This window comes from Mesorhizobium sp. EU05-FHT14A09 (assembly GCF_058790995.1).
The window spans coordinates 673,480-695,336 of record NZ_JBYTDF010000003.1; the positions used below are offsets into that span (position 1 = coordinate 673,480).

Annotated in this window: 26 protein-coding genes; 17 read left to right on the forward strand and 9 right to left on the reverse strand. The window is 61.5% G+C overall.

The annotated features are described in order from the left end of the window. Positions 1-409 precede the first annotated feature (409 nt). The 3 genes from AC3WTO_RS14905 to AC3WTO_RS14915 form a co-directional block, all read right to left on the reverse strand. Complete coding sequence (locus AC3WTO_RS14905; protein WP_492461476.1) at positions 410-1,693, reverse strand: GNAT family N-acetyltransferase; 1,284 nt, start codon at positions 1,691-1,693, stop codon at positions 410-412. Then, entirely contained in the window at positions 1,693-3,093 is a 1,401-nt protein-coding gene (locus AC3WTO_RS14910; protein WP_492461477.1) for a lipopolysaccharide biosynthesis protein, read from the reverse strand. The genes AC3WTO_RS14905 and AC3WTO_RS14910 overlap by 1 nt, the downstream gene beginning before the upstream one ends. Before the next feature lie 68 nt (positions 3,094-3,161). Further along, positions 3,162-3,455, reverse strand: coding sequence for a hypothetical protein (locus AC3WTO_RS14915; protein ID WP_492461478.1), 294 nt, complete (start codon positions 3,453-3,455; stop codon positions 3,162-3,164). A gap of 110 nt (positions 3,456-3,565) precedes the next feature. Here AC3WTO_RS14915 and AC3WTO_RS14920 point away from each other — a divergent pair, with 110 nt between their 5' ends. The 3 genes from AC3WTO_RS14920 to AC3WTO_RS14930 are packed head-to-tail and all read left to right on the forward strand — an operon-like array spanning position 3,566 to position 5,314. Next, positions 3,566-4,147, forward strand: a complete 582-nt coding sequence (locus AC3WTO_RS14920) for a hypothetical protein (RefSeq protein ID WP_492461479.1) — start codon at positions 3,566-3,568, stop codon at positions 4,145-4,147. Beyond that, positions 4,144-4,722: a hypothetical protein gene (locus AC3WTO_RS14925; protein WP_492461480.1), complete on the forward strand. Its 579-nt coding sequence runs from the start codon at positions 4,144-4,146 to the stop codon at positions 4,720-4,722. Before AC3WTO_RS14920 ends, AC3WTO_RS14925 begins: the two co-directional genes overlap by 4 nt. Positions 4,723-4,732: 10 nt before the next feature. Continuing rightward, positions 4,733-5,314 (forward strand): hypothetical protein, encoded by a 582-nt coding sequence (locus AC3WTO_RS14930; RefSeq protein ID WP_492461481.1) that lies wholly within the window; start codon positions 4,733-4,735, stop codon positions 5,312-5,314. A gap of 15 nt (positions 5,315-5,329) precedes the next feature. Here the strand turns inward: AC3WTO_RS14930 and AC3WTO_RS14935 are convergent, their stop codons facing one another. Further along, positions 5,330-6,619 (reverse strand): hypothetical protein, encoded by a 1,290-nt coding sequence (locus AC3WTO_RS14935; RefSeq protein ID WP_492461482.1) that lies wholly within the window; start codon positions 6,617-6,619, stop codon positions 5,330-5,332. Positions 6,620-6,847: 228 nt separating this feature from the next. Between AC3WTO_RS14935 and AC3WTO_RS14940 the strand changes: the two genes are divergently transcribed. After that, positions 6,848-7,219: a UCP034077 family protein gene (locus tag AC3WTO_RS14940; RefSeq protein ID WP_492461483.1), complete on the forward strand. Its 372-nt coding sequence runs from the start codon at positions 6,848-6,850 to the stop codon at positions 7,217-7,219. A gap of 30 nt (positions 7,220-7,249) precedes the next feature. On the opposite strand, the gene secA is transcribed toward AC3WTO_RS14940, so the two are convergent. Further along, entirely contained in the window at positions 7,250-9,976 is a 2,727-nt protein-coding gene (secA, locus tag AC3WTO_RS14945) for a preprotein translocase subunit SecA (protein WP_492461484.1), read from the reverse strand. Between the two features lie 240 nt (positions 9,977-10,216). On the opposite strand from secA, the gene AC3WTO_RS14950 reads away from it, so the two are divergent. Further along, positions 10,217-11,137: a peptidylprolyl isomerase gene (locus AC3WTO_RS14950; RefSeq protein WP_492461485.1), complete on the forward strand. Its 921-nt coding sequence runs from the start codon at positions 10,217-10,219 to the stop codon at positions 11,135-11,137. Positions 11,138-11,240: 103 nt separating this feature from the next. Here AC3WTO_RS14950 and AC3WTO_RS14955 read toward each other — a convergent pair whose 3' ends face one another. Beyond that, on the reverse strand, positions 11,241-11,831 hold the full coding sequence (locus tag AC3WTO_RS14955) for a TetR/AcrR family transcriptional regulator (protein ID WP_492461486.1): 591 nt from the start codon (positions 11,829-11,831) through the stop codon (positions 11,241-11,243). A gap of 110 nt (positions 11,832-11,941) precedes the next feature. Here AC3WTO_RS14955 and AC3WTO_RS14960 point away from each other — a divergent pair, with 110 nt between their 5' ends. The 6 genes from AC3WTO_RS14960 (at position 11,942) to AC3WTO_RS14985 (ending at position 15,507) form a co-directional block, all read left to right on the forward strand. Then, positions 11,942-12,190: a putative antibiotic biosynthesis monooxygenase gene (locus tag AC3WTO_RS14960; RefSeq protein WP_492461487.1), complete on the forward strand. Its 249-nt coding sequence runs from the start codon at positions 11,942-11,944 to the stop codon at positions 12,188-12,190. 103 nt (positions 12,191-12,293) lie between these two features. Further along, positions 12,294-13,535: a bifunctional glutamate N-acetyltransferase/amino-acid acetyltransferase ArgJ gene (argJ, locus tag AC3WTO_RS14965; protein ID WP_492461488.1), complete on the forward strand. Its 1,242-nt coding sequence runs from the start codon at positions 12,294-12,296 to the stop codon at positions 13,533-13,535. Then, positions 13,504-14,313: a GNAT family N-acetyltransferase gene (locus tag AC3WTO_RS14970; RefSeq protein ID WP_492461489.1), complete on the forward strand. Its 810-nt coding sequence runs from the start codon at positions 13,504-13,506 to the stop codon at positions 14,311-14,313. The genes argJ and AC3WTO_RS14970 overlap by 32 nt, the downstream gene beginning before the upstream one ends. Further along, the gene (locus AC3WTO_RS14975; RefSeq protein ID WP_101935512.1) at positions 14,310-14,732 is read left to right on the forward strand and encodes a (deoxy)nucleoside triphosphate pyrophosphohydrolase; all 423 of its coding nucleotides are present in this window, start codon (positions 14,310-14,312) and stop codon (positions 14,730-14,732) included. The genes AC3WTO_RS14970 and AC3WTO_RS14975 overlap by 4 nt, the downstream gene beginning before the upstream one ends. Positions 14,733-14,821: 89 nt before the next feature. Further along, positions 14,822-15,133, forward strand: a complete 312-nt coding sequence (locus tag AC3WTO_RS14980; RefSeq protein WP_492461490.1) for a hypothetical protein — start codon at positions 14,822-14,824, stop codon at positions 15,131-15,133. Between the two features lie 212 nt (positions 15,134-15,345). Next, the gene (locus tag AC3WTO_RS14985) at positions 15,346-15,507 is read left to right on the forward strand and encodes a Flp family type IVb pilin (RefSeq protein WP_492461491.1); all 162 of its coding nucleotides are present in this window, start codon (positions 15,346-15,348) and stop codon (positions 15,505-15,507) included. A gap of 99 nt (positions 15,508-15,606) precedes the next feature. Here the strand turns inward: AC3WTO_RS14985 and AC3WTO_RS14990 are convergent, their stop codons facing one another. Continuing rightward, a complete protein-coding gene (locus AC3WTO_RS14990) occupies positions 15,607-16,479 on the reverse strand; it encodes a methyltransferase domain-containing protein (protein ID WP_492461492.1) in 873 nt (290 codons plus the stop codon). A gap of 45 nt (positions 16,480-16,524) precedes the next feature. Between AC3WTO_RS14990 and AC3WTO_RS14995 the strand changes: the two genes are divergently transcribed. From AC3WTO_RS14995 to AC3WTO_RS15010, 4 genes are read left to right on the forward strand one after another with little or no spacing between them, the layout of a single operon-like run. Then, the gene (locus AC3WTO_RS14995; RefSeq protein ID WP_492461493.1) at positions 16,525-17,310 is read left to right on the forward strand and encodes a ComF family protein; all 786 of its coding nucleotides are present in this window, start codon (positions 16,525-16,527) and stop codon (positions 17,308-17,310) included. 41 nt (positions 17,311-17,351) lie between these two features. Next, positions 17,352-17,621, forward strand: a complete 270-nt coding sequence (grxC, locus tag AC3WTO_RS15000) for a glutaredoxin 3 (RefSeq protein WP_492461494.1) — start codon at positions 17,352-17,354, stop codon at positions 17,619-17,621. A gap of 32 nt (positions 17,622-17,653) precedes the next feature. Continuing rightward, the gene (locus tag AC3WTO_RS15005; protein WP_492461495.1) at positions 17,654-18,520 is read left to right on the forward strand and encodes a carbon-nitrogen hydrolase family protein; all 867 of its coding nucleotides are present in this window, start codon (positions 17,654-17,656) and stop codon (positions 18,518-18,520) included. Next, positions 18,517-18,942, forward strand: a complete 426-nt coding sequence (locus AC3WTO_RS15010) for a DUF1178 family protein (protein WP_492461496.1) — start codon at positions 18,517-18,519, stop codon at positions 18,940-18,942. The genes AC3WTO_RS15005 and AC3WTO_RS15010 overlap by 4 nt, the downstream gene beginning before the upstream one ends. 46 nt (positions 18,943-18,988) lie before the next feature. Here AC3WTO_RS15010 and AC3WTO_RS15015 read toward each other — a convergent pair whose 3' ends face one another. Next, a complete protein-coding gene (locus AC3WTO_RS15015) occupies positions 18,989-19,483 on the reverse strand; it encodes a MarR family winged helix-turn-helix transcriptional regulator (protein ID WP_492461497.1) in 495 nt (164 codons plus the stop codon). Between the two features lie 100 nt (positions 19,484-19,583). Between AC3WTO_RS15015 and AC3WTO_RS15020 the strand changes: the two genes are divergently transcribed. Further along, positions 19,584-20,153, forward strand: a complete 570-nt coding sequence (locus AC3WTO_RS15020) for an NADPH-dependent FMN reductase (RefSeq protein WP_492461499.1) — start codon at positions 19,584-19,586, stop codon at positions 20,151-20,153. 61 nt (positions 20,154-20,214) lie between these two features. After that, on the forward strand, positions 20,215-21,105 hold the full coding sequence (locus AC3WTO_RS15025; RefSeq protein WP_492461558.1) for a DMT family transporter: 891 nt from the start codon (positions 20,215-20,217) through the stop codon (positions 21,103-21,105). Between the two features lie 93 nt (positions 21,106-21,198). Here the strand turns inward: AC3WTO_RS15025 and AC3WTO_RS15030 are convergent, their stop codons facing one another. Beyond that, complete coding sequence (locus AC3WTO_RS15030; RefSeq protein ID WP_492461500.1) at positions 21,199-21,786, reverse strand: winged helix DNA-binding protein; 588 nt, start codon at positions 21,784-21,786, stop codon at positions 21,199-21,201. Positions 21,787-21,857: the final 71 nt, after the last annotated feature.

Genomic DNA, 21,857 nt, shown 5'->3' on the forward strand with positions numbered 1-21,857 from the left:
CCTTGCGAACCCTACGGGTTCGGCGCGCCTCCTTGAGAAACGCGGCGTGCCCATCTCACGCCAGTTCGCTTCGCTCACGGCTCTGATGGAGTGACTTGACGACCGGTGGCGGGGCGTTCTTGCGAACCCCTTGGGTTCGAAGCTGCGCTGGAGGACTGCAGAATATCAATCGGGCTGATTTTCCACCCCAACGAGCCCGCTTGCCTGGGTGGGGGTTGGGGGGTGTGGCAAGCGGGCTACGGTAACACGACGTGCCTTCGCCCTACCGTAGCGCCAATGTAACCTACTCAATTGGTCTTTAGAAATGAAAAGTTTAAAAACACATATATATCAATATGTTAGATAGAACTAAAGTGCGCATGAGGCGATAGACGGCGCCTTCGGGAGAGGTCGATGCTCAGGTCCGCGTTCAACCTCGGCTGAACAAGCTCCTCACCCTGTTGCGCAGCAGCCGGGCGAAGTTGCGGGTCTCGCGGTAAAGATGCAACTGTGAGGCGGCTTGCCTTGTCGCCTTGTCGGTGTCGGGCGCCAGGCCGATCACGAAGGTGCCGACCGGTCTCCGCTCCATCCACAGACGGCTCATCACCGGATGATCATGCACCGCGCACGAATCGGTCATCACGATGTTGGGATCATCGAGGTGCTGCTTGGTCACTTCGATCATCAGCAGCGTGCCCGGCGAAAACGAGCCCAGCGTCTCGTCATAGGCGGTCTTCCACGTATAGGCGTGCCCGGCCTCCACAAAGACGATGAGGCTGGCGATGGTACGGCCATCCAGTGTCAGCGAATGGATGCGGCACATGTCCTGTTCGGCCAGGCGGTGTACCGCCTCTCGCGCGAAAGCGGCACGGAAACGATCGATGGCCATGGCGGTGCGCTCGCGTCCCTTCCAGCCGGATGCTTCCAGTGTCAGGAAATTCTCGATCGCCTGCCGGATTTCTTCCGGCCCACGTGCCACTTCGTGCTGCAGGTTGCCGGTCTCGCCAAGCCGGCGTTTGAGGCGGCGAAACTCGCGGTAGTGATGCGAGCGCAGGGATTGCTTGAGATATGCCTCGCCATCGAGCCTGCTTTGCAGGAACGGACGCTGTGTTTCGCCCGTGATCACCAATGGCAGGTTGCGCGCTTCGGCAAGCGCCCGCAGCAGGCTGGCCATCGGCCCATCGAGGCGCATATCGGGAAAAGCAAAGACCTTAGGCAGCTTCAGATGCGGCCGGGACAGCATCGAGAAGAAGTCCTCGATGACGCCGATGGGATCGTCCCGATCGACCAGGGGAGTGCCGACGGGGCCGAACGGGCTCGCCCAGGTGCGCATGATGGGTGCCGCGAGCGGGATGCCCGGCCGTTCAACCGAAAAGGGCACAAGCAGGCGCAGGCGGCTGCGATGTTCGTTGCCGTCGCGGATCACGGCCAATCGCACTTCCTTGTCTTCCAGGCGGGGCATCGCAGGCGCCAGGAAGCGCGGATTGAAGAAAACATTGGGCTCGACAGTGCGATTGCAGAGATAGTCGAGCTCTTCGACCAGGTCGAAGCCGGCTGACGCCGGATAGACGGCAAGCGTCCGCTCCGGCCGGCTTGAAGCCAGCAGCTCGATCTCGGCGAGTTCGATGGCACTGGGCGCGACGCCGGCCAGGCCGGTCATCAGCGTTCCGGCTGGACCGCCGCTTGTTTCCTCGATCAGTGGGACGGCGGCCATCAGGCGGCTCCTCTGGCGGGGATGAAGATTACCATTGTGATGCCGAGTTTTCGCCAAACCGTAAACGACAGGGCAGCAGCCTCGAATACCATGGCAAGTGCTGTGGCCAGCGCAGCACCCCAGAGATGAAAGGTCGGGATCAGCATCACATTGAGCGCAACGTTAATGGCCAGCGTCAAGGCAAAAACGGCAGCACAGATGTTCTGGTGGCCGCTCATGGTGAGCAGGCTTTCGCAGGGGCCGACGGCGGCACGCGCAACGACACCGAAGACCAGGAGGAACAACAGCGGGTAGCCGCTGGTGAATTCGGGGCCGAACAGGACCAGCATCGGCTTGCCCAAAACAAGGACCACAAGCGCCATCAGCAGCGATGGCCAGAAGGTCCAGGAAACCGTTTCTCGCGCAAAGGTGGCGAGTTTTTCCCTGTCACCATGAGTGTAGTGGGCATAGCGCTGTGCGACGCCTGCCTTGACGGCGAAATAGACGAAATGCACCAGCGCCAGCGTCTTCACCGTGGCGAAGTAGACGGCGACGTCGTCCGGTTGCAGATAGAAACCGACCATCAGCACATCGGCATTGGTCAGCAGGAAAAAGAAGCTTTCCACCAGGAAGATCGGCAGTGACACGACGATCCAGTCGCGCAGATGGATGGCTGTAGGGCCGGAAGGTACGCGGGCGTCGGTGCGTGCGGTGATCTCGACCAACTGGAAGATGGTAGTGGCATAGGTGGCCACGATCGATGCAATCAACGCGGTACTGGCATCCGCCGGCATGCCAATCAACAGCGCTATCCCCATGCAGGACAGGATCGCGAGTGGGCGGACGATGTAGACGAGAGAGAGAGCTGAAATCGTCCAGGAGTGAGCGCGGGCGATGCCCTGCAGCAGATCCGACATCGCGATCATCGGCAGGCAAAAGATGCCGAGGATGAACGGCACCACATAGTAATTCTCGAGCCATCCCGAAAAAAGCCAGACCCCTGCGATGCCGACCAGCGCGATAATGGTCGAGGCGATCAATACGAAGAGCCGGCTGGCCAGCAGAATACCGCGCAGTTCGGCGAGTTTGCCGTGTTCGCGGAACTCAGGGATGAAGCGGATGACGGAGGTGTGGAAGCCAAGGCAGGACAGGTTGCCGACGATGACCATGGTGGTCCAGACCAGCACGAGAATGCCGTATTCGAAGGAACCCATCCAGCGGGCCATCAGCACCTGGCTGACAAAGGCGATGACCGCACTGATGACACGGATGACGAAGGCAATCAGCGAGATACGCCCTGCCTGCCCGCGTTCGTCAGATGAGAAGAGGACCGCGTCGATCTTGCCGAGCAAGGGCCGCGCGCGCAGCGCCAAGCGCTGCGGCAGAAGCCGCTCGGCTGTCGTGGCTGCAGAAAAGCGCACGCGATACTCCCGGTCCTCGCCTTGACCTTACTAGGTCTCGGCATGGCAGACTGTCTATGACGGACAGCTTAAAAAACGGTTCGGGAGGCTCGATGATCCATGAAGCCGAACGCAGGGCGATGCGCAAGGCGCATTCGATCGGGCCGAAGATGATCGCCTGACTGGAAGAAATCGGCATCGAGCGGCTGGCTGATCTGAAGGGGGCGGACGCTCGCGAGATTGCCATGCGCATCGACATCGTGCTCGGGCGCAGACAGCTGAACCGGCTCGGTATCGAGGCACTGCAAAACCTTATCGCCCTGGCAGAACGCACAGCCGGAATAGTCGCCGATTGTCGAGATTTGCATCGAATTGGCAGGCATCGTCAGGAGAATGATGCCGGTAAGGCGCTTAACGGCTGCCTGGGTTCCAATAACGTCGTTTCCACACTATTTTGCCGCGCGGGTGGCAGGCGCAAGATTCGGAAGGCTTCATGTTCGGCAGCGCCCGTTCAAAGCTCAAAGCCTGGATAGTTGGTGGGATCGGCACATTCGCGGCACTCGCCGTGGGTAGCGCCCTTGGCGTGTTCGATGCGCTTGAAAAGCCCGTCGTCGTACTCGCTCCGGGCCAGCCGGTCGAGACCGGCCCATGGGAGGTCAGGCCGTTGCGTGCCTACACGGTCGACAAAGGTGTCTACGGCCTGCCGCTGAAAGCCGGCGAAAAAGCCCTGGTCTTCGAGGCTGAGATGACCAACCGGACGGCGCTTTCGAGCAAGGACTATTTCACGACGTTCCAGTCGACGGGTGGTGCCGACGATAAACCTTATGTCGTGCTGGTGCGCGACTCGACGATGTCTCCGGCGCTGCAGCCCGGACTGTCGGAGCGCATGGCCTATGTCTGGGGATTGCCGGCGGATGCAACGTTGCCCGAGCGTTTCGTGATCCGCGTAAACGGCGAAATCTACAAGCGGCAAGACAATCTCTACGGCGCGCCTGGCTGGTACAACGAACATCTCATCGGCACCGTGGTAATGCCCGTCGGTGCCGGTCCCGATACGCCGGATGCCAAGCCATGAGGCGACGTATAGCCAATATCGGGGCGCTGCTGGTCGCCGCATTGTTTTGCTACGGCATGCAGACGACCATGCCGCACTACATTGATCTGGTCGGGCCGATTCCCGTCTACGGCAAGACCCTGCAGACGGTTTCGACGCGCACATTCGACGTTACGGTCGACAAGGTGGTCTTTGCCCGCACGGTGATGTTCAATCGGTTCGGCCAGAAAAAGCTGCTCACGACCGGTGGCGTATGGGCCATTGTGACGGCAAAGCTCGATGCAAGAGATCGTTCGGCCGTGGTCGCGGCCGCGACCTGGCGAGGGCCGGATGGTCTCAATTATCGGACGAGCGAACGCGCCTCGCTTGCAGCCGGTGCCTTGCCTGTCGCCCTGGATCCCGGCGTGGCGGGCAAGACACGGCTGGTGTTCGAGCTATTGCCCTCGCAGGTCTCCAGCGCGGTGTTGCTCATTTCCGGCAAATTGGGGGGGCCTTTGGATTCTGAGGCGCGTATCGCACTTGGAACCGTTACGGCCCAGATCAACGGTTTACCGGAAGGCACGATCGAAACCTATGAACTCGGCGACACTTTCTGAGGGTTGAAGCTTGAGCACCGCGGAGCAGCAAATTGAGCAGACAGGGGATTCGCGTACGCCGGCCGAAAGGCGCTGGTGGTTGCGCAGCCTGCTGGCGCTGATCGTGCTGGTCCCCGCAGCGCTTGCGGTGATGTCGTATGACAACATCAAGGAACTGCTGCACAACAAGGATCTTTTCGCCGAGGATGTTGCCTGGGGCAGCAAAGTGCGTTTCGGTGGCAGCGATTGGCAATTGACAGATTTGCGTGCAGCGCTCGGACGCGCCGATATTCCGCCGGAAGTGGTTCCGGTGCTGGTAGACTTCACGGTGACCGTCGGGCAGACCGATCTGCAGAATTTATGGCTGAGCTGCAGGATCATGCTCATCGACAGCGCAGACCGCCGCTGGCTGCCGACGGCTGCGGTATCGTTCAGGCAGACCGACGATGCCAAGACCTGCAACTCGGCGATCTTTTCCAACGCAAAGAACGGCGATGTGCTGAAGATCCGTGAAACCTTCCTGGTGCCGAAGGACGCGACCGCTACTATCCGTCCGGCGTTGGGCGTAGCCAGCGAGCGTCCGAACTTCCTGCTGTTCCAGCGGCCACAGTAAAATGTGCCGCCTGGCTTAGCCCGGCTGGCTGGCCGCTGCCGTCGATGCCCGCTTTGGCAGGGCGAAAGCACACTCCAGTACAGCAGCGAGCAGACATATGCGCAGCGGTTCAACCAGTATGCCCGTGGAGCTGTCCTGGAACGGACTGCCGAACAGGAACGTCACGCCGTTGGCGAACACTTGCCAGCTGTCGAGCTCATGCGGACCAATCAGCCGTGTCGTGCCCAGCCAGGCCCAGGCGGCGCCCCATTCGATCAGGCGGTAGCCGACGATCAGGACGATGATCAACAGCACGCCGGAACTCAAGGTCAGGCGGACGCCGTTGGCAACCGGCAGATAGCGTGAGCGGTAGCCGCTGATGAAATGTTCGACGAAGTCGCGCAGGAATTTCGGGATCGCCTTGTAGCGTTCACCGAGACGTTCGACTCGCTGGTGGGTGCGCATCAGTTCCTTGTCGTCTCGCACATCGTAACCATAGATAAGCGCTGCCATCGCCAGCCAGATAACCGGAACCAGCATATAGAAGAACAGGCTGACCAGCGTGGCTGAGGCGCCGGCAGGAGCCATTTCGACAGGCACCGTCGGCGTTGCCATGGCGTTGCCAACTGGCGTGACGATCCCGTCGATAGCGGCCTGAAAAAAGGAGCCGAGGTTGCGGCTCATCACCCAGGAGAGAATACTGTCCTTCCAGCGGCTGATGACGTAGATACCGATGAAGATCCAGTTGGTCTCGCAGATGACCACGATGATCTGCCAGGCCGAGGATGCACCACCGCGTTTCTGCATTTCCTTGGCGAGGCGCCGGATCAGCCAGGAAATGGCGACCGAAAACAACAACCAACGCGAATCCAGCACATCCAGCACGTTTCCGGACTCGCCAAATGGCGCCAGATCAAGGGCCGCTCGCGAATATCGCCGCACCGTGTCGCCAAGAAAACCCCAGGCGGCGTAATAGGCGAAGAACGGCAGCAGTGCGACGGTGACCATTTTGGCAAGGCGGGCACTGCCGCTTCCTTCGATCTCTCCTACCGCTCCGCCGCCGGCGGCGGCCTGAGCTGCGCGTACAGCAGGCAGGGCAGGCCGCAATGTCTGGAACATGGCGACCGTAACAACCAGTTGCGTAAGAGCAACCAGCGTCAGAAGCGCCAGCCCGGCCATGTGGTTTGCAATTGCCACATGGGTTGCCAGCCGCATGAACAGGCCACTGGCAACAATTCCAAGCAGCACCAATGCGACAAGCTGTGGCCAGAAACGCCAGAGCAGGCGCAGCGTCAGCCCGACCGGCCTTGCGATTTCAGCAAGCATATCAACCTCACGGCGCCCCAGCCGCGTTTTAGCAAAGTTTCAGAGAATGTCTTCCCTGTGCAGCTGTTGCTACGGCCGCCTGCTGACAGTCCTGTGGAGAGGCTGACCCTCTCAGAGCTATGCATCCGATCCGATCTCGAAAAGCTGATTGGACCAGGGGAACAAAAGCCGGCCGATCGCCATTGAAAATACGTCGGAAGCGAAGGGAACCAGCGCGGAGGAGCCACCATGAGAATCGCATTTGGAATTGCGCTGGCCGCCCTGGCAATCGGGCAGTCGGTTGGAAAATTATCGGCCGAACCCTTGAACACGATGGCTGACGTCGGCTTGGCGTTGCAGCATTGCTGGGAGCCGCCCTCCGGCGCGGCAAAGGGGGCGGTCACGCTGCAATTCAGCTTCAAGCGCGACGGCAGCTTGATTGGTCCCCCCAAGGCGACCAGCATCCGCGTGGACGGCGATGCCGACCAGCGCAAGCAACTGGTGCAGGCAGCAACAGACGCCGTTCAGAAATGCATGCCGCTGACCTTCACGCCGAAACTGGCGGACGGCATGGCAGGGACACTCTTCACCCTGCAACTGGCATCGCCAAAGCAGCAGTAGCGCTTGAGAATCGTGCGGCGGCGCCGGCGATCAGCCGAAGGCGCCGTGGCAGTGCTTGAACTTCTTGCCTGAGCCGCAGGGGCAGGCTTCGTTCCGGCCGACCTTGCCCCAGCTTGCCGGGTTCTGCGGGTCACGCTCTTCGGCGGGAACAACGCGCGCGTCTTCGAGGACGGCGACATCTGTGCCTTCGCCGAAGTCGTTCTCGCCGGTGCTGGCGTCGATATGCTGGCCAAACATCTCCGGAGCATCCGGCAACGGGGCATCAGCTGCCTCGCGCACCAGTTCCACGCGCATCAGCTGTGCGGTAACAGCCTGGCGGAGATTGCCGAGCATGGCCTGGAACAGCTCGAAGGCCTCGCCCTTGTATTCGTTGAGCGGGTCACGCTGGGCGTAACCGCGGAAGCCGACGACCGAGCGCAGATGGTCGAGGTTGACGATGTGTTCGCGCCACAGATGGTCGAGCGTCTGCAGGACGACGGACCGCTCGACATAGTTCATCACGTCCGGGCCGAAGCGGCCGGCGCGCTCGCTGGCGGCTTCGTCCGCGGCCTTGGTGATGCGTTCGCGGATATCGTCTTCGGCGATGCCCTCTTCCTTGACCCATTCCTCGATCGGCAGGTCGAGATTGAGATACTGCTGCACCTCCGCCTTGAGACCGGCGATATTCCACTGCTCGGCATAGGCATTTTCGGGAATGGCCTTGGCAACGATCTCGTCGATGACATCGTTACGCATCTCGGCGACCGTCTCGGAAAGGCTTCCGCCGTCCATCAGATCGATGCGCTGCTCGAACACCACCTTGCGCTGGTCGTTGGAGACGTCGTCATATTTGAGGAGGTTCTTGCGGATGTCGAAGTTGCGCGCCTCGACTTTCTTCTGCGCCTTCTCCAAAGCCTTGTTGATCCAGGGATGGATAATGGCCTCGTCCTCCTTGAGGCCGAGTTTCTGCAGCATGCCGTCCATGCGCTCGGAGCCGAAGATGCGCATGAGGTCGTCCTGCAGCGACAGGAAGAACTTCGAGCGGCCAGGATCGCCCTGACGGCCGGAGCGGCCGCGCAACTGATTGTCGATGCGGCGGCTTTCATGGCGTTCGGTGGCCAGCACATAGAGCCCGCCGGCAGCGAGTGCCTTCTCCTTGAGCTGCTTGACGTCCTCGCGAATGGCGTTTTCCCGCGCTTCGCGTTCCGGACCTGCAGGCATGTCGGCCAACTCCTCGGCAATGCGCATATCTGCGTTGCCGCCAAGCTGAATATCGGTGCCACGACCTGCCATGTTGGTGGCGATGGTGATGGCGCCAGGCTTGCCGGCCTGGGCGACGATCGAAGCTTCGCGCTCGTGGTGGCGGGCGTTGAGGACTTCGAAATCCTTGAAGCCGTCCTGGCGCAGGCGTTCTGCCAGTTGCTCGGATTTCTCGATCGAGGTCGTGCCAACCAGGGTCGGCTGCCCCTTGGCGTTCGCTTCGCGGATCTCCCTGACGATCGCCTTGTATTTTTCCTCGACCGTCCGGTAGACCTCGTCATCTTCATCGATGCGGCTGACCGGCAGGTTGGTCGGAATCTCGGTGACTTCGAGATTGTAGATGTTGCCGAACTCCTCCGCCTCGGTCAGCGCTGTGCCGGTCATGCCGGCGAGCTTCCCGTACATGCGGAAGTAGTTCTGGAAGGTAACGGAAGCCAGCGTCTGGTTCTCAGGCTGGATCTGCACGTGTTCCTTGGCTTCAAGCGCCTGGTGCAGGCCTTCCGAGTAGCGACGGCCAGGCATCATGCGTCCGGTGAATTCGTCGATGATGACGATCTCGCCGTTGCGGACGATGTAATCCTTGTCGCGCTGGAACAGGCGATGCGCCTTCAATGCATTGTTGACGTGGTGGACCATGGCGACGTTCTCGACGTCGTACAGCGACTCACCCTTCAGCAGGTCAGCGCTGCGCAGCATGTTCTCGACCTTTTCGGTGCCTTCCTCGGTGAAGATCGCCGTCTTCTGCTTCTCGTCGACCTCATAGTCGGCAGGCTGCAACTGCACGATGAAGGTATCGACGGTGTTGTACATATCCGAGCGGTCCTCGAGCGGACCGGAGATGATGAGCGGGGTGCGCGCCTCGTCGACGAGGATCGAATCGACTTCGTCGACGATCGCATAGTTGTGGCCGCGCTGAACCATCTGCGCGCGCTCATACTTCATGTTGTCGCGCAGATAGTCGAAACCGAGCTCATTGTTGGTGGCATAGGTGACGTCGCAGGCATAGGCAGCGCGACGCTCCTCGTCGGACAGGCCGTGTACGATGATGCCGACGCTGAGGCCGAGGAATTTATAGACGCGGCCCATCCATTCGGCGTCGCGCGATGCGAGGTAGTCATTGACGGTAACGACATGCACGCCGTTTCCGGAAAGAGCATTGAGATAGACGGGCAAGGTGCCAACCAGCGTCTTGCCTTCGCCCGTGCGCATTTCGGCGATGCCGCCATTGTGCAGGACCATGCCGCCGATCAACTGCACGTCGAAGGGCCGCATGCCCAGCACCCTTCGGGCCGCCTCGCGGGCGGTGGCGAAGGCGGGGATCAGCAGATCGTCCAGCGATGCGCCGTTGGCGATATCCTGCCGGAATTTTTCGGTACGGGCAGTGAGCTCCGCATCGGAGAGCGCGCGCATCTCGTTTTCCATGGCATTGATCGCTTCGACCCGGGGTCGGGTCGACTTGACTCGGCGGTCGTTGGAAGAGCCGAAAATCTTACGGGCGAGACCGCCGAGACTGACCATTCAATGGTCCTTTCGCTTGCAATCCAGGGCACGAGAGCGAACGCCGAGGCGTCCTACAATCCCGCTTGAACGGAAAAACACCAAAAAGCGCCCGGAAAACGGTTCTGGACGCCAAGTGGTTGGACAGATAAGAGGGGGCACAATCGATGTCAACGCTGCGTTACTGACCCGCGGAACGCCTAATTCTGCCACATTCCGGCTGATCAAAAGACCCAATCATCCTCATCGGAGCTCTTTCGCATGACCTTGTTGTTTCGCCGCGCGTCGCTAGCCAGCCTGGGTCTGGCCATCGGCCTGTCGGCTTTAGCCGTTTCGCCGCTCGCCGCCCAGGAAACCAAACCGGCGGATGCTGCCGCGGCTCCGGCGCCCGCGCCGGTCGATCCGAACGCGGTCATCGCGACCGTTGACGGCAAGCCGATTACCGAAGCGGATCTGACGCTTGCGGAGGGCGAACTGTCGCGTCAGTTCGCACAGCTTCCCGCCGAGCAGCGCCGCGCCGCGGCGCTTTCGGCCGCCATCGAGATCAAGGTTCTCTCGGCCAAGGCCATCGCCGATGGACTCGACAAGGATCCAGAATTCCAGCGTCGTGTCGCCTTCCTCCAGCAGCGTGCCCTGCACGGCGAGCTTGTCGAGAAGGAAGTGGTCGGCAAGATCACCGACGCGGAAATCCGTGCCCGCTACGACAAGGAAATCGCCGCGCAGCCACCAGTCAACGAAGTGCATGCCCGTCACATTCTCGTGAAGACCAAGGAAGAAGCGGACGCCATCGTCAAGAAACTCGACGCCGGCGAAGACTTCCAGAAGCTCGCCAACGAGAACACCAAGGACCCGAGCGGCAAGACCAATGGCGGCGATCTCGGTTTCTTCGGCCCGGGCCAGATGGTGCCTGAGTTCGAGAAGGCGGCCATGGCGCTGGAAGTCGGCAAATACACCAAGGAGCCGGTGCAGACGCAGTTCGGCTGGCATATCATCAAGCTTGAGGACAAGCGCCAGCAGCAGCCGCCGGCTTTCGATCAGGTCAAGGACCAGGCCAAGTCGGCTGTGATCCGCGACAAGTATTTCGAGGCCGTCAAGGAAGCACGCAAGGCTGCCAAGGTCGAGATCCCTGATGAGAATCTGCGCAAGGCCGTCGAAGCGGCTGAAGGCAGTGCCGCTAAATAACTCTCGCTGATCCGGCGAAACGGTTTTCAAGGAGCGGCGCCCGCAGGGGCGCCGCTCTTTTTGTTCCTGGGGCGGAGGCAGCTCCGCTGCCTATTGATGAAAACTACCGCTTGATGCCATGGACGATGATACGGACCGCGGCGCGGATCTTCTCCTCATCTTCGTCCAGGCGTCCGGTCAAAAGACGGACCCAGGCGTAAGACGACACCATATCCGCCACCTGCAGTGGGTCGACGTCGTCGCCGACCTCGCCGCGCACCTTGGCGCGCACCGTTATCTTGCCCTGTTCGACGCGTCGACTGGCTGCATAGGCCGAGAGCGCTTTTGCGGCATCCTCATCCGACTGCGCCTCGGCAATGATGGAACGGAAAATCGAACCTGAAGGGGTGTCGCGCCAGTGCGCGAGCAGACCCGTGAGGAATGCCACCAGGTCGCCTTCCAGGCCACCCGTATCCGGGTAGTCGAGATGTTTCTGGCGCTGATACACGTCGATCAGCAGTGCCGCCTTGCTTGGCCACCAGCGATATATGGTCGGCTTGCCGGCGCGGGCACGGCGTGCCACGGCCTCGATGGAAAAGCCGGCATAGCCGTCTTCTTCGAGCACGGCTTCGGCGGCGGCGAGGATGGCTTCTGCGCTGGCGGGGTTGCGTCGGGCGCCGATCGAACGGCGGGCTTTTCCTTCGCTTGCGGTCAACGCGTCACTCCTCGGAACTTTGCCGGCGATCATATAGCAACTCTTGACGAAACGAAACGGACCGTTCTATATATGCAACGAAACGTATCGTTCTTATAGGGGTTGTCATGATGTCCGCCACTTCACCTACCGTCACTCCATCCCGGTTTTCCCGCCATCGTTTCGCATTGCTCGTGCTCGCCGGCGTCTACCCGCTCATCACCGCGATCCTCTATTTGCTGGCACCGCTGACGGAAGAGTGGGAGATCTGGCAGCGCACGCTGGTCATCGCGCCAACCATGGTGTCGACCATGATCTGGGGGCTGATACCGACTGTTCACCGTGTGTTCGGCCGCTTCATCAATCCAGTCGTACGCTGAAACCGGCGCAGCAACGCGCGTCAGAAAACGCCTTGCGAAGCCTCGCGCTATCGGGCAAACGGAGCGGGCCCTTCCCGTTTCCCCGAACCGCCGAGGTTCCCTGATGTCTGCTACGATTTCCCCGCTCGCCCCGAAGAAATACCCCAAGATGCCGGCGATCGAGGGCGTGCGCATCGCGACCGCCGAAGCAGGCATCAAATACAAGAACCGCACCGACCTTCTGGCGATGGTGTTCGATCCGGGAACTGCCGTGGCCGGCGTGTTCACCCGCTCGAAATGCCCCTCGGCGCCGGTCGACCTGTGTCGGGAGAACCTCGGCCAGGGCAAGGCTCGTGTTCTGGTGGTCAATTCCGGCAACGCCAACGCCTTTACCGGAAAGAAAGGTCGCGAGACGACATCGATGACCGCGGCTGCCGCCGCCAAGGCTGTCGGCTGCGGCGCGGACGAGGTTTTCCTGGCTTCGACCGGCGTAATCGGTGAGCCGCTCGATCCCGGCAAGTACAGCCATCTCCTGGCTGGAATGGCCAAGGACGCGCGGCCGGATCAGTGGACTGAAGCCGCCAAAGCGATCATGACCACCGACACCTATCCGAAGGTGGTGACGGCTACGGTCAAGCTGGGCGACGTCGACGTGACCCTTAACGGCATAGCCAAGGGTGCCGGCATGATCGCGCCTGACATGGCGACCATGCTGTCATTCGTGGCGACCGATGCGCCGATCGCAGCCCAGGTGCTGCAGGATCTGCTCTCCAAGGGGACAGCCAAGACCTTCAACGCGGTAACAGTCGACAGCGATACCTCCACCAGCGATACGCTGCTTTTATTCGCGACCGGAGCTGCAGCCAAGCGTGGCGCGGCGGTGGTTACCGATGCCAAGGATGCGCGTCTCGGCGCCTTCCGCCGCGCCCTGAACAAGATGCTGAAAGCGCTCGCCATCCAGGTGGTGCGAGACGGCGAGGGGGCCCGCAAGCAGATCGAAGTGACGGTGACGGGCGCGAAGTCGGCGCGATCGGCCAAGCGCATCGCGCTGTCGATCGCCAATTCGCCGCTGGTGAAAACCGCGGTCGCCGGGGAGGATGCGAACTGGGGCAGGGTCGTCATGGCGGTCGGCAAGGCCGGCGAACCGGCCGATCGCGATCGACTGGCGATCTGGTTCGGCGACAATCGGCTCGCCGTCGATGGCGAGCGCGACACAGCCTATTCGGAAGTGGCGACCTCCGCCTATATGAAGCGCGACAGCATCGTCATTCGCGCGGACATCGGCATAGGCCGTGGCAAGGCGACCGTGTGGACCTGTGATCTCACCAAGGAATATGTTGCCATCAACGGCGACTACCGGAGCTGATTTGTCCAATCCGCAGCATCCTGCCACCGTTCTGGCGAAGGTCCGCCGCTACGAAGCGGCCGGTTTTCGCGCGTGGCCCGCGGCGGCGGCACATTATGACGGCACCTGGGTGGTGCGGCTGACGGCCGGCCATCCGGCCAAGCGGCTGAATTCGATCAATCCGCTCGACCCCAACGATGTCCATCAATTGCCTGAGCGTATTGCGCGCGCAGGCCGCCGCTTCGAAGCTTATGGGCGGCCGCTCACCTTCCGCGTCTCGCCGTTGGCCGGAGCAGCCCTGTCGCGGCATCTCGATGCCGAAGGGTGGTCGCGCTTCGGCGAATCGCTGGTCATGCGCATGCCGCTCGCGAAGGCGCCTGTCGACGATGTTCTCGACCAGATTCCGCTCAAGGACATCAGCCGTTTCGTTTCCGCCACGCTGAAAGTGCATGGTGCCGATGCTTCATTAAGGCCCGGCCTGTCGGAGATCATCGGTGCGATCCAGCCGGAGGCCGGACTGTTCGCGCTGGAGCGCGGCGACGAGGCAATGGCGACGCTGATCTGCGTGCATGACGGCGACCTTGCCGGGCTGTTCGAAATTGCCACCGACAAGACTGTGCGCAGGCAGGGATATGGTCGACAGCTGGTGTTGTCAGCCTTGAAATGGGCGCGGCTGCGTGGCGCTCGCGAAGCCTGGCTGCAGGTCGAAGCTGACAACGCGCCGGCGCTGGCGCTCTACCATGGGCTCGGCTTCGAGGAAGTCTATCGTTATCACTACAGGCAGCCGGCTTCCGCATGAACCCAGAACCGTCCAAGCCGAAGCGGCTGCTTCTGGTCGTTGCCTGCGCCCTGGTCGATGCCGACGGTCGTGTGCTGATTGCGCAGCGCCCGGAAGGCAAGCAACTCGCCGGCATGTGGGAATTCCCTGGCGGCAAGGTCGAGCCGGGCGAAACGCCGGAGGATTGCTTGGTGCGCGAACTCCACGAAGAACTCGGCATCGAGACGAAGACGGCTTGCCTGGCGCCACTGACTTTCGCCAGCCACAGCTACGATGATTTTCACCTGCTGATGCCGCTCTATGTCTGCCGCCGCTTCTGGGGCACTCCGGAGCCGAAGGAAGCGCAGGCGTTGAAGTGGGTCCGCCCCAAACAGATGCGCGACTATCCGATGCCGCCGGCGGATGCGCCACTCATCCCTTTCCTCATCGATCTACTCTGACCGCCACAATTAGCGTTAACAGAGGTTTAATCCACCCGTGAAAGAGTGGTCTCCGGGCTGCGGCGAAGGTGTCGCCTTGGGGTATGGGCATGAGCATTGATCGGGACTGGGCGGATATCCGCCCGCAACGTTCGCTGGGCATGATCGGCATGGGCGTGTTGAGGGTTACGCTGCTGTTTGGATCGGCAGCGGTGGCGCTTTCCATCCTGGGGGCTTCGTTTCTCGACAGTCGGCTGGGGCAACGGTTCGCGAGTGCTACTCCCCAGGCAGGGCTCGATATGATGAGCACCGGGTCGATCAGCCGGGTGAATACCTACACGGTGCGACGCAGCGTCCTGCAGCCGAGCCCCGATGCGGTCTGCATCATTCACAACAACGGGGTCCGCTCGGGCGCCTGCTAACACTTGCCCAGCCCAGACGAATTGGCTGAGCTGCTGTCCTGATCCGTTTTTTTGCTGCGGCCTAATCTTTTCCGAAAACCGTTCATTTTTGGAATTATTGTGCGTGATCGGATTCACAGTACTTTAAGGCTGGCGCGTTAATCTTTGTAAACCGGTCAACGCTAAAGGTAGCCCAAGTGAGGAAGGCGATCATGTCACGGCTACGGCTATTCTTGTCAGATAGGAACGGCGCAACAGCGATCGAGTATGCGCTGATTGCCAGTCTGATCGCGATGGCGGTTTTCGGAGGCGTCAGCAGCACTGGGGGACAAGTGGGCGTGAAGTGGGGTAACATCGCCACCAAGGTCGTCGACGCACTGTCCCTGAACGATTGACCTGCCCACGGCGCTTCACCGTCAGGGAAATGGCAGCCTGTTCTGTTTTGTCGGATTGACGCAATTCTAAAAGGAAGCTGCGGCTTTTAGGCCGCAGCTTTACTTGCCGTCCGGGTTCTCCAGGATCTTCGCCAGAGAAACGGTCGCCGATCCAGGTTTCAAAGGCTTCTGCTGCGAGCCATCGGGTGCCCAGCCGGAAAGCCAGATGATCGAGAAGCTCGCCCTCACGCGTCCATCCGGATCGGAAAAGCGCTCCGCATAAATTTCGGCCGATCGGGCAAGCAAGATGCGGCTCATCGGACGTCGGCTGCGGTCGATCAAGCTGTTGGTCTCGCCCATCGCCTTGAGATCGTTCATGAGACCGAATGGCGTGCTGTAACGCACCGTCACCGTCTCGACATCGGCCACAGGCAACGCCAGCCCTGCTCGCTGCAACAGGGCGCCTGCATCGCGAACGTCGGCAAAAGGGATCACACGCGGGCTCGCGCCGCCATGCAGTTCGGTCTCCGCCGCCAGCAGGCTTTCGCGCAGTTCACTCAGTGTGCCGGCACCGGCCATGGCGCCGAGGAAGAGGCCGTCGGGCTTCAGAGCGCGGCGGATCTGAGCGAACATGCCCGGAATGTCGTTCATCGACTGGAGGGCAAGGAGCGAGACGATGAGGTCGACGCTGCCGGGTTCACACGGGACCGTCTCGGGAGGGGCAATCACTCCCTTGCCTCCGGCAAGAAAGGCCGAATCGGCTTCGATGCGGACGATCTCGTCCGCCTTGTCGCTCGCCGTGAGGACACCGGCTGCCTGTCCGGTCTGACAGAACAGGGTCACGGCACGGTTGAACCGGCGCTCGACCGCGGCCAGCCGGTCGGCCAGATCATCGGCTGCGCGCTGCATCAGGAAATCCGCACCAGGCGTCAGCCGGGCAAGTGCCCGGCGCTTTCGCGTCAACGAGAGGGTGGTGTCGAACAAGGGCTGCAAAGACCGGGCCTGCTTCTGCTATGCTGGTAAATCTGTGGGCATCACGTGGCCGATCCGATGGCTGATATCAAGGGGCTAGCGCAGACAGCGTTGCAATGGCCGGCGCGGATGCTGTTTCCGCCGGTTTGTGCCGGCTGCCGCCGTCACGTGTCCCAGCCCGGTGTCTTATGCGGGGATTGCTGGCCAAAGCTCCGGTTGCTTGAGCGTCCCTGGTGCCCAGTGATGGGGACGCCGTTCACGCATGACATGGGAGAGGGTTTCCTGTCTGCGGAGGCGATCGCCGATCCGCCTCCCTTCGAGCGGGCACGCGCGGCGGCTGCTTATTCGGGCGTCGCCAGGCGGATGGTGCAGGCACTGAAATACAGCGATCGCACCGACCTCGCGCCATGGATGGCGAACTGGATGGCGCGCGCCGGTGCCGAATTGCTCAATGAGGCCGACGTGATCGTGCCGGTGCCGCTGCACTGGAGGCGGTTCTTTCGACGCAAATTCAACCAGTCTGCCGAACTCGGGCGCGCTCTTGCCGCCCGATCGGAACTGCGTTTCCTGCCGCAAGCCGTGCAAAGGGTAAAGATGACCCGCCAACAGGTGGGGCTGGAGCGCGCCGACAGAGAAGAAAATGTGCGGGCGGCGTTCCAGGTGCCGCAGAAGGCCGAGATCGACATCGCAGGCCGGCGGATCCTGGTGGTCGACGACGTCTATACCACCGGCGCCACCGTGAGGGCCGTCGCCAAAGCGTTGAAAAGAAAAGGCGCCAGTGCCGTCGACGTGCTCACTTTCGCGCGGGTCCTGCCGGGGGACTTTCGGGCAGACGAGTCCGAGACTATATAGGTTTCATGACAAGCTATGGTTTTGGGCAGGATTGTTGACCCATGGTCGACGTGACGATTTATACACGCATGATGTGCGGCTACTGCGCGGCCGCAAAGCGCCTTCTCGACAGAAAAGGCGTGACTTACATCGAGCACGACGCATCTTTCTCCCCGGAGTTGCGCCAGGAGATGATCCAGCGCGCCAATGGCCGCGCCACTTTCCCGCAGATTTTCGTCGGGGATGTCCATGTCGGCGGATGTGACGATCTGCACGCGCTGGACGCCGCCGGGCGATTCGATGCGTTGCTTGACGGTGCCGTGGCGCGCTGAACGTACGGACGATCGAGAGCGAGGACGAGACGATGGGTGTTTTCAAGGCGGCCGCCATTCAGATGCGCTCCGGCATTGATCCGGAGCGCAACGCGTCCGATATGGAGCGCCTCGTGCGCGAGGCCTCGGCGAAGGGCGCCACCTATGTGCAGACGCCTGAGATGACCGGCGCGCTGGTGCGCGACAAGGATGCCAAGCAGGCAATATTCACCAGCGAGGACAAGGACGTCGTCGTCGCCAGGGCGCGGCAGCTGGCCCGCGAGCTTGGCATCTATTTCCATATCGGCTCGACCGCCATTCTGCGGCCCGACGGCAAGCTGGCCAACCGCGCCCTGCTGATCGCGCCGGACGGCCAGACGCTCGCCTCCTACGACAAGATCCACATGTTCGACGTCGATCTCGACAATGGCGAAAGCTGGCGGGAATCATCCGCCTATGAAGCCGGCACCGAGGCCGGTGTCGTCGATCTCGCCGGGACAAAGCTTGGCTTCGCCATCTGCTACGATCTGCGTTTCCCGCAGCTCTTCCGCACCGAAGCGCTGGGAGGAGCCGCCGTGTTGTCGGTGCCTGCCGCCTTCACCCGCCAGACCGGCGAAGCGCATTGGCATGTGCTGCTCAGGGCACGCGCCATCGAAAATGGCGCCTTCGTCATCGCTGCAGCGCAGGGCGGCCTTCATGAAGACGGCCGTGAAACCTATGGCCATTCGCTGATCATCGACCCGTGGGGACGTATCCTTGCCGAGGCCGATCACAACGAGCCGGCGGTGATCGTGGCGGAAATCGATCCGGCACAGTCGGCTGCGGCGCGCGCCAAGATCCCCAACCTGAAGAACGCACGCGACTTTTCGTTGCGGCAGTTCGATGCCGAGCCGGCATCGCTCAGGGGAGCCGCATCTTGATCCGCTTTTCACTGGTGTGCGAGCGGGAACACGATTTCGAGGGCTGGTTCCGCTCCAATGACGATTTCGACAAACAGAAAAAGCGCGGTTTCGTCGAATGCCCGGCCTGTGGTTCGCACAAGGTGGAAAAGGCGTTGATGGCGCCAGCGGTTTCGACCAGCCGCAAGCAGGAAAAGATGGCACTGGCCATGGGCGAGCAGCAGCGCCAGGCGATGACGCAGCTGAAGGCGCTGGCCGACAAAATGCGCGAGAACTCGGACTATGTCGGCGATAAGTTTGCCGAGGAAGCGCGCAAGATCCATTTCGGAGAGGCTGACGCGCGCGGCATCTACGGCGAGGCGACGCTCGACGAGGCCCAGAGCCTGGCCGAGGACGGGGTCGAATTCATGCCGATCCCGTCCTTCCCGGACGATCGCAACTGATCGATCACAATTTCGATAGAGCGTTGGCGGCAGATGCCGCTGATGCTCAATCGTTTGCGTCCAGCCCTTTGATCAGTTTTTCGAGCAGATCGGCCAACTGATCCTGCTCTTTCTGCGTCAACGCGGAAAGAACCCGGTGCTCGTTGGCGACGTGGGCGGTCACCGCTTCATCGATGAGGGCGCGACCTTTCTCCGTCAGCTGTACGATGACACCGCGGCGATCCTGCGGATGTGGCGTGCGCGCGATCAACTCCGCTTTCTCCAGCCGGTCGAGCCGGTTGGTCATGGCGCCCGACGTCACCATCGTCGCTTCATAGAGCGCTGTCGGCGTCAGTGCAAAAGGCGGACCTGAGCGCCGTAGCGTCGCCAGGACATCGAACTCGCCATTCTGCAAGCCAAATTGAGCAAACAGCGGATTGAGCTTGTCGCGCGCCACCACGTGGGCGGCGTAACTGAGGCGACCGAACACCGCCATAGGGCGAACATCGAGATCCGGCCTTTCCTTCCGCCATTGCGCCACGGCATTCGCTGCACGATCCATCTATCTCACCATAAAGTATCTTGACACTAAGATTCTTTCTATTAAATGGTATGCCATCGATCAACAATCGCCAAGTGGCCTTGTCCACCAGGAGATCACAATGACCCAAGTCGCCGTTCTCGTCGGCAGCCTGCGCCAGGAGTCTTTCAGCCGTAAGGTTGCGAAGGCGGTGGCGGAACTCACACCGGCACTGTCCCTCGATTTCCTCGATATCGGTGCCGTGTCCTTCTTCAACGAAGATCTGGAAGCAAACCCACCTGCCGACTGGCAGGCGCTACGGCACCGCGTATCCTCTGCCGACGCAGTGCTCTTCGTCACGGCCGAATATGTGCGTTCGGTTCCAGGGGTCCTGAAGAACGCCATCGACATCTGTGCCCGTCCGCAGGGGCAGGGCGCCCTGGGCGGCAAGCCCGCCGCGGTCATCTCGACATCGCTCGGCGCGATAGGTGGTTTCGGCGCCAATCATCATCTCAGGCAATCGCTGACCTCGCTCGACATGAAGGTGCTTGGTCAGCCTGAGGCCTACATCGGCAACACGGGTGCACTCTTTGATACCGAAGGAAGGCTGGTCGACGAGCGGGCGCGGGCCTTCCTCGCGGCCTTCGGCGAAGCGTTCGAGACGTTCATTCACCGCCTGGCCCCGCAAGCCGAACAGCGACGGGTCGCCTGAGTCCGTAAAGGATATCGTCATCATGACAACGCTAACTGAAGAAAACCGCGCGGGCGCCTCGATGAAATCGATCTGGGACTCGGCCTTTGGCCTGCTTCTGATCACCGGCACCTTGCTGGGGCTGACATTGCCTCTCGGCAAGCTGGCGACGGCCAATGCCGTGCCCGCGATGTTGTGGGCGTTCATGACCTCGTTCGGGATCGGTGCCGTGCTGCTGCTTGTCCTGTTCTACCGGCGTCATCGCCTGGTGATGACGGGCCACAAACTGCGCTACTACATCGTTGCCGCGGCCATCTCTTTCGCCATCCCGAACTTCCTGATCTTCTCGGCGATTCCGCATCTTGGTGCCGGCTACACCGGTATCATGTTCACACTTTCGCCAGTGGTCACACTCACCCTGTCCATCCTTTTCCGCGTGCGTCGTCCCAACCTGCTCGGCGTGGTCGGCATCGTGGTCGGCTTTGCCGGAGCGCTCATGGTCGCATTGACCCGCGGCGAAGCGGGCCAGCCTGCGGACATATTCTGGGTGCTGATCGGCCTGCTGATCCCGGTCTTCCTCGCCGCCGGCAACATCTACCGCACCATAGACTGGCCGGCAGGCACCGATGCGATCGAACTGGCCGTCGGCAGCCACCTTGCGGCCGCGGCGATGTTGCTTGGCGGACTGCTCGTTTCCGGTCAGGCAGGATCGTTCGGCACACTGGTCGACATACCCTGGCTGGTGCTGGCGCAAGTGGTGACGGGAGCGGCAATGTTTGCCTTCTACTTCCGGCTTCAGGCTGTTGGCGGCCCCGTCTATCTCAGCCAGATCGGATATGTCGGCGCGGCCATCGCGCTGGTCTCGGGCACGCTATTCCTTGGTGAGCACTATCAGTGGCTGACCTGGGCTGGCGCAGCCATTATCGTGGCCGGCGTGTTCGTCACGACCAAGGCGCAGCGGCAAGCGGGCTGATCTGTCAGCGAGCGTTTCCGCTTCTGCGGAAACGCTCATATTCTTTGTTTCTGAACAATTTAGGACGAAAGCCGCAGTGCATTTCTGGCGGCTCTAGCCTTTGTCGTCCTCGCCGTTGCCGATCACCTCAGCCTGTGGGTGGCGCCTGCGGTGCGTGGCTGCAGCCCGGGCTGACTGCTCATAGATGCCCGTCATCAACTCCAGCGTGCGTGCCGCGTCCTCCAGCCTGTCTGCGAGGTCGGGCACGCGCGTTACCGCATCGATCAGCAGTGCTGAGCGGATGTCGGCGTAACGCTCCGTCACGCGGTGCCCCAAGGGCGTGACTTCATAGGTGACCCCGGCACGGCCGCTGCCCTGGCGCTTGACGAGTTCGGCCTTCACCAGCTTGCGCAGACTGTACTGGATGTTGGGGATGTCATCGCGATTGGTCATCTGGGCGAGGTCGCGAATGCTCTTGGGCCGGTCGTTCATGCGGATGATGTGCAGCAGCGCGTTCTCGGGACCGCTTGCCGAGAATTCGATCACCGTCTCGAGACATTCCGCCTGCCAGCGGCCGAAAGCCTCGTAGGAGCGCATCAGCGCATATTCGATTTCGGCGACGTCGATCTCCAGCGGGGTGCGGGCCAGGTGCCAGCCACGGTCGAGAAGGTCTCTCTGCTGATTCGATGTCTTGCTTTTCATCCACGTCTCCTCGCGTTGCGACCATGCACCAGCAACATGGTTGCGTCCACGAGGTTTTATGATGGACTTTC

Coding starts and splice junctions, on each gene's coding strand:
- secA (WP_492461484.1), bottom strand. CDS start 9,976: ATGGTCAGTCTCGGCGGTCTCGCCCGTAAGATTTTCGGCTCTTCCAAC.
- AC3WTO_RS14960 (WP_492461487.1), top strand. CDS start 11,942: ATGTCCGCCACTTCACCTACCGTCACTCCATCCCGGTTTTCCCGCCAT.
- AC3WTO_RS14920 (WP_492461479.1), top strand. CDS start 3,566: ATGTTCGGCAGCGCCCGTTCAAAGCTCAAAGCCTGGATAGTTGGTGGG.
- AC3WTO_RS14935 (WP_492461482.1), bottom strand. CDS start 6,619: ATGCTTGCTGAAATCGCAAGGCCGGTCGGGCTGACGCTGCGCCTGCTC.
- AC3WTO_RS14925 (WP_492461480.1), top strand. CDS start 4,144: ATGAGGCGACGTATAGCCAATATCGGGGCGCTGCTGGTCGCCGCATTG.
- AC3WTO_RS15030 (WP_492461500.1), bottom strand. CDS start 21,786: ATGAAAAGCAAGACATCGAATCAGCAGAGAGACCTTCTCGACCGTGGC.
- AC3WTO_RS14915 (WP_492461478.1), bottom strand. CDS start 3,455: ATGCCTGCCAATTCGATGCAAATCTCGACAATCGGCGACTATTCCGGC.
- AC3WTO_RS14950 (WP_492461485.1), top strand. CDS start 10,217: ATGACCTTGTTGTTTCGCCGCGCGTCGCTAGCCAGCCTGGGTCTGGCC.
- AC3WTO_RS15025 (WP_492461558.1), top strand. CDS start 20,215: ATGAAATCGATCTGGGACTCGGCCTTTGGCCTGCTTCTGATCACCGGC.
- AC3WTO_RS15005 (WP_492461495.1), top strand. CDS start 17,654: ATGGGTGTTTTCAAGGCGGCCGCCATTCAGATGCGCTCCGGCATTGAT.
- AC3WTO_RS14905 (WP_492461476.1), bottom strand. CDS start 1,693: ATGGCCGCCGTCCCACTGATCGAGGAAACAAGCGGCGGTCCAGCCGGA.
- AC3WTO_RS14975 (WP_101935512.1), top strand. CDS start 14,310: ATGAACCCAGAACCGTCCAAGCCGAAGCGGCTGCTTCTGGTCGTTGCC.
- AC3WTO_RS15020 (WP_492461499.1), top strand. CDS start 19,584: ATGACCCAAGTCGCCGTTCTCGTCGGCAGCCTGCGCCAGGAGTCTTTC.
- AC3WTO_RS14980 (WP_492461490.1), top strand. CDS start 14,822: ATGAGCATTGATCGGGACTGGGCGGATATCCGCCCGCAACGTTCGCTG.
- argJ (WP_492461488.1), top strand. CDS start 12,294: ATGTCTGCTACGATTTCCCCGCTCGCCCCGAAGAAATACCCCAAGATG.
- AC3WTO_RS14970 (WP_492461489.1), top strand. CDS start 13,504: ATGTTGCCATCAACGGCGACTACCGGAGCTGATTTGTCCAATCCGCAG.
- AC3WTO_RS15015 (WP_492461497.1), bottom strand. CDS start 19,483: ATGGATCGTGCAGCGAATGCCGTGGCGCAATGGCGGAAGGAAAGGCCG.
- AC3WTO_RS14940 (WP_492461483.1), top strand. CDS start 6,848: ATGAGAATCGCATTTGGAATTGCGCTGGCCGCCCTGGCAATCGGGCAG.
- grxC (WP_492461494.1), top strand. CDS start 17,352: ATGGTCGACGTGACGATTTATACACGCATGATGTGCGGCTACTGCGCG.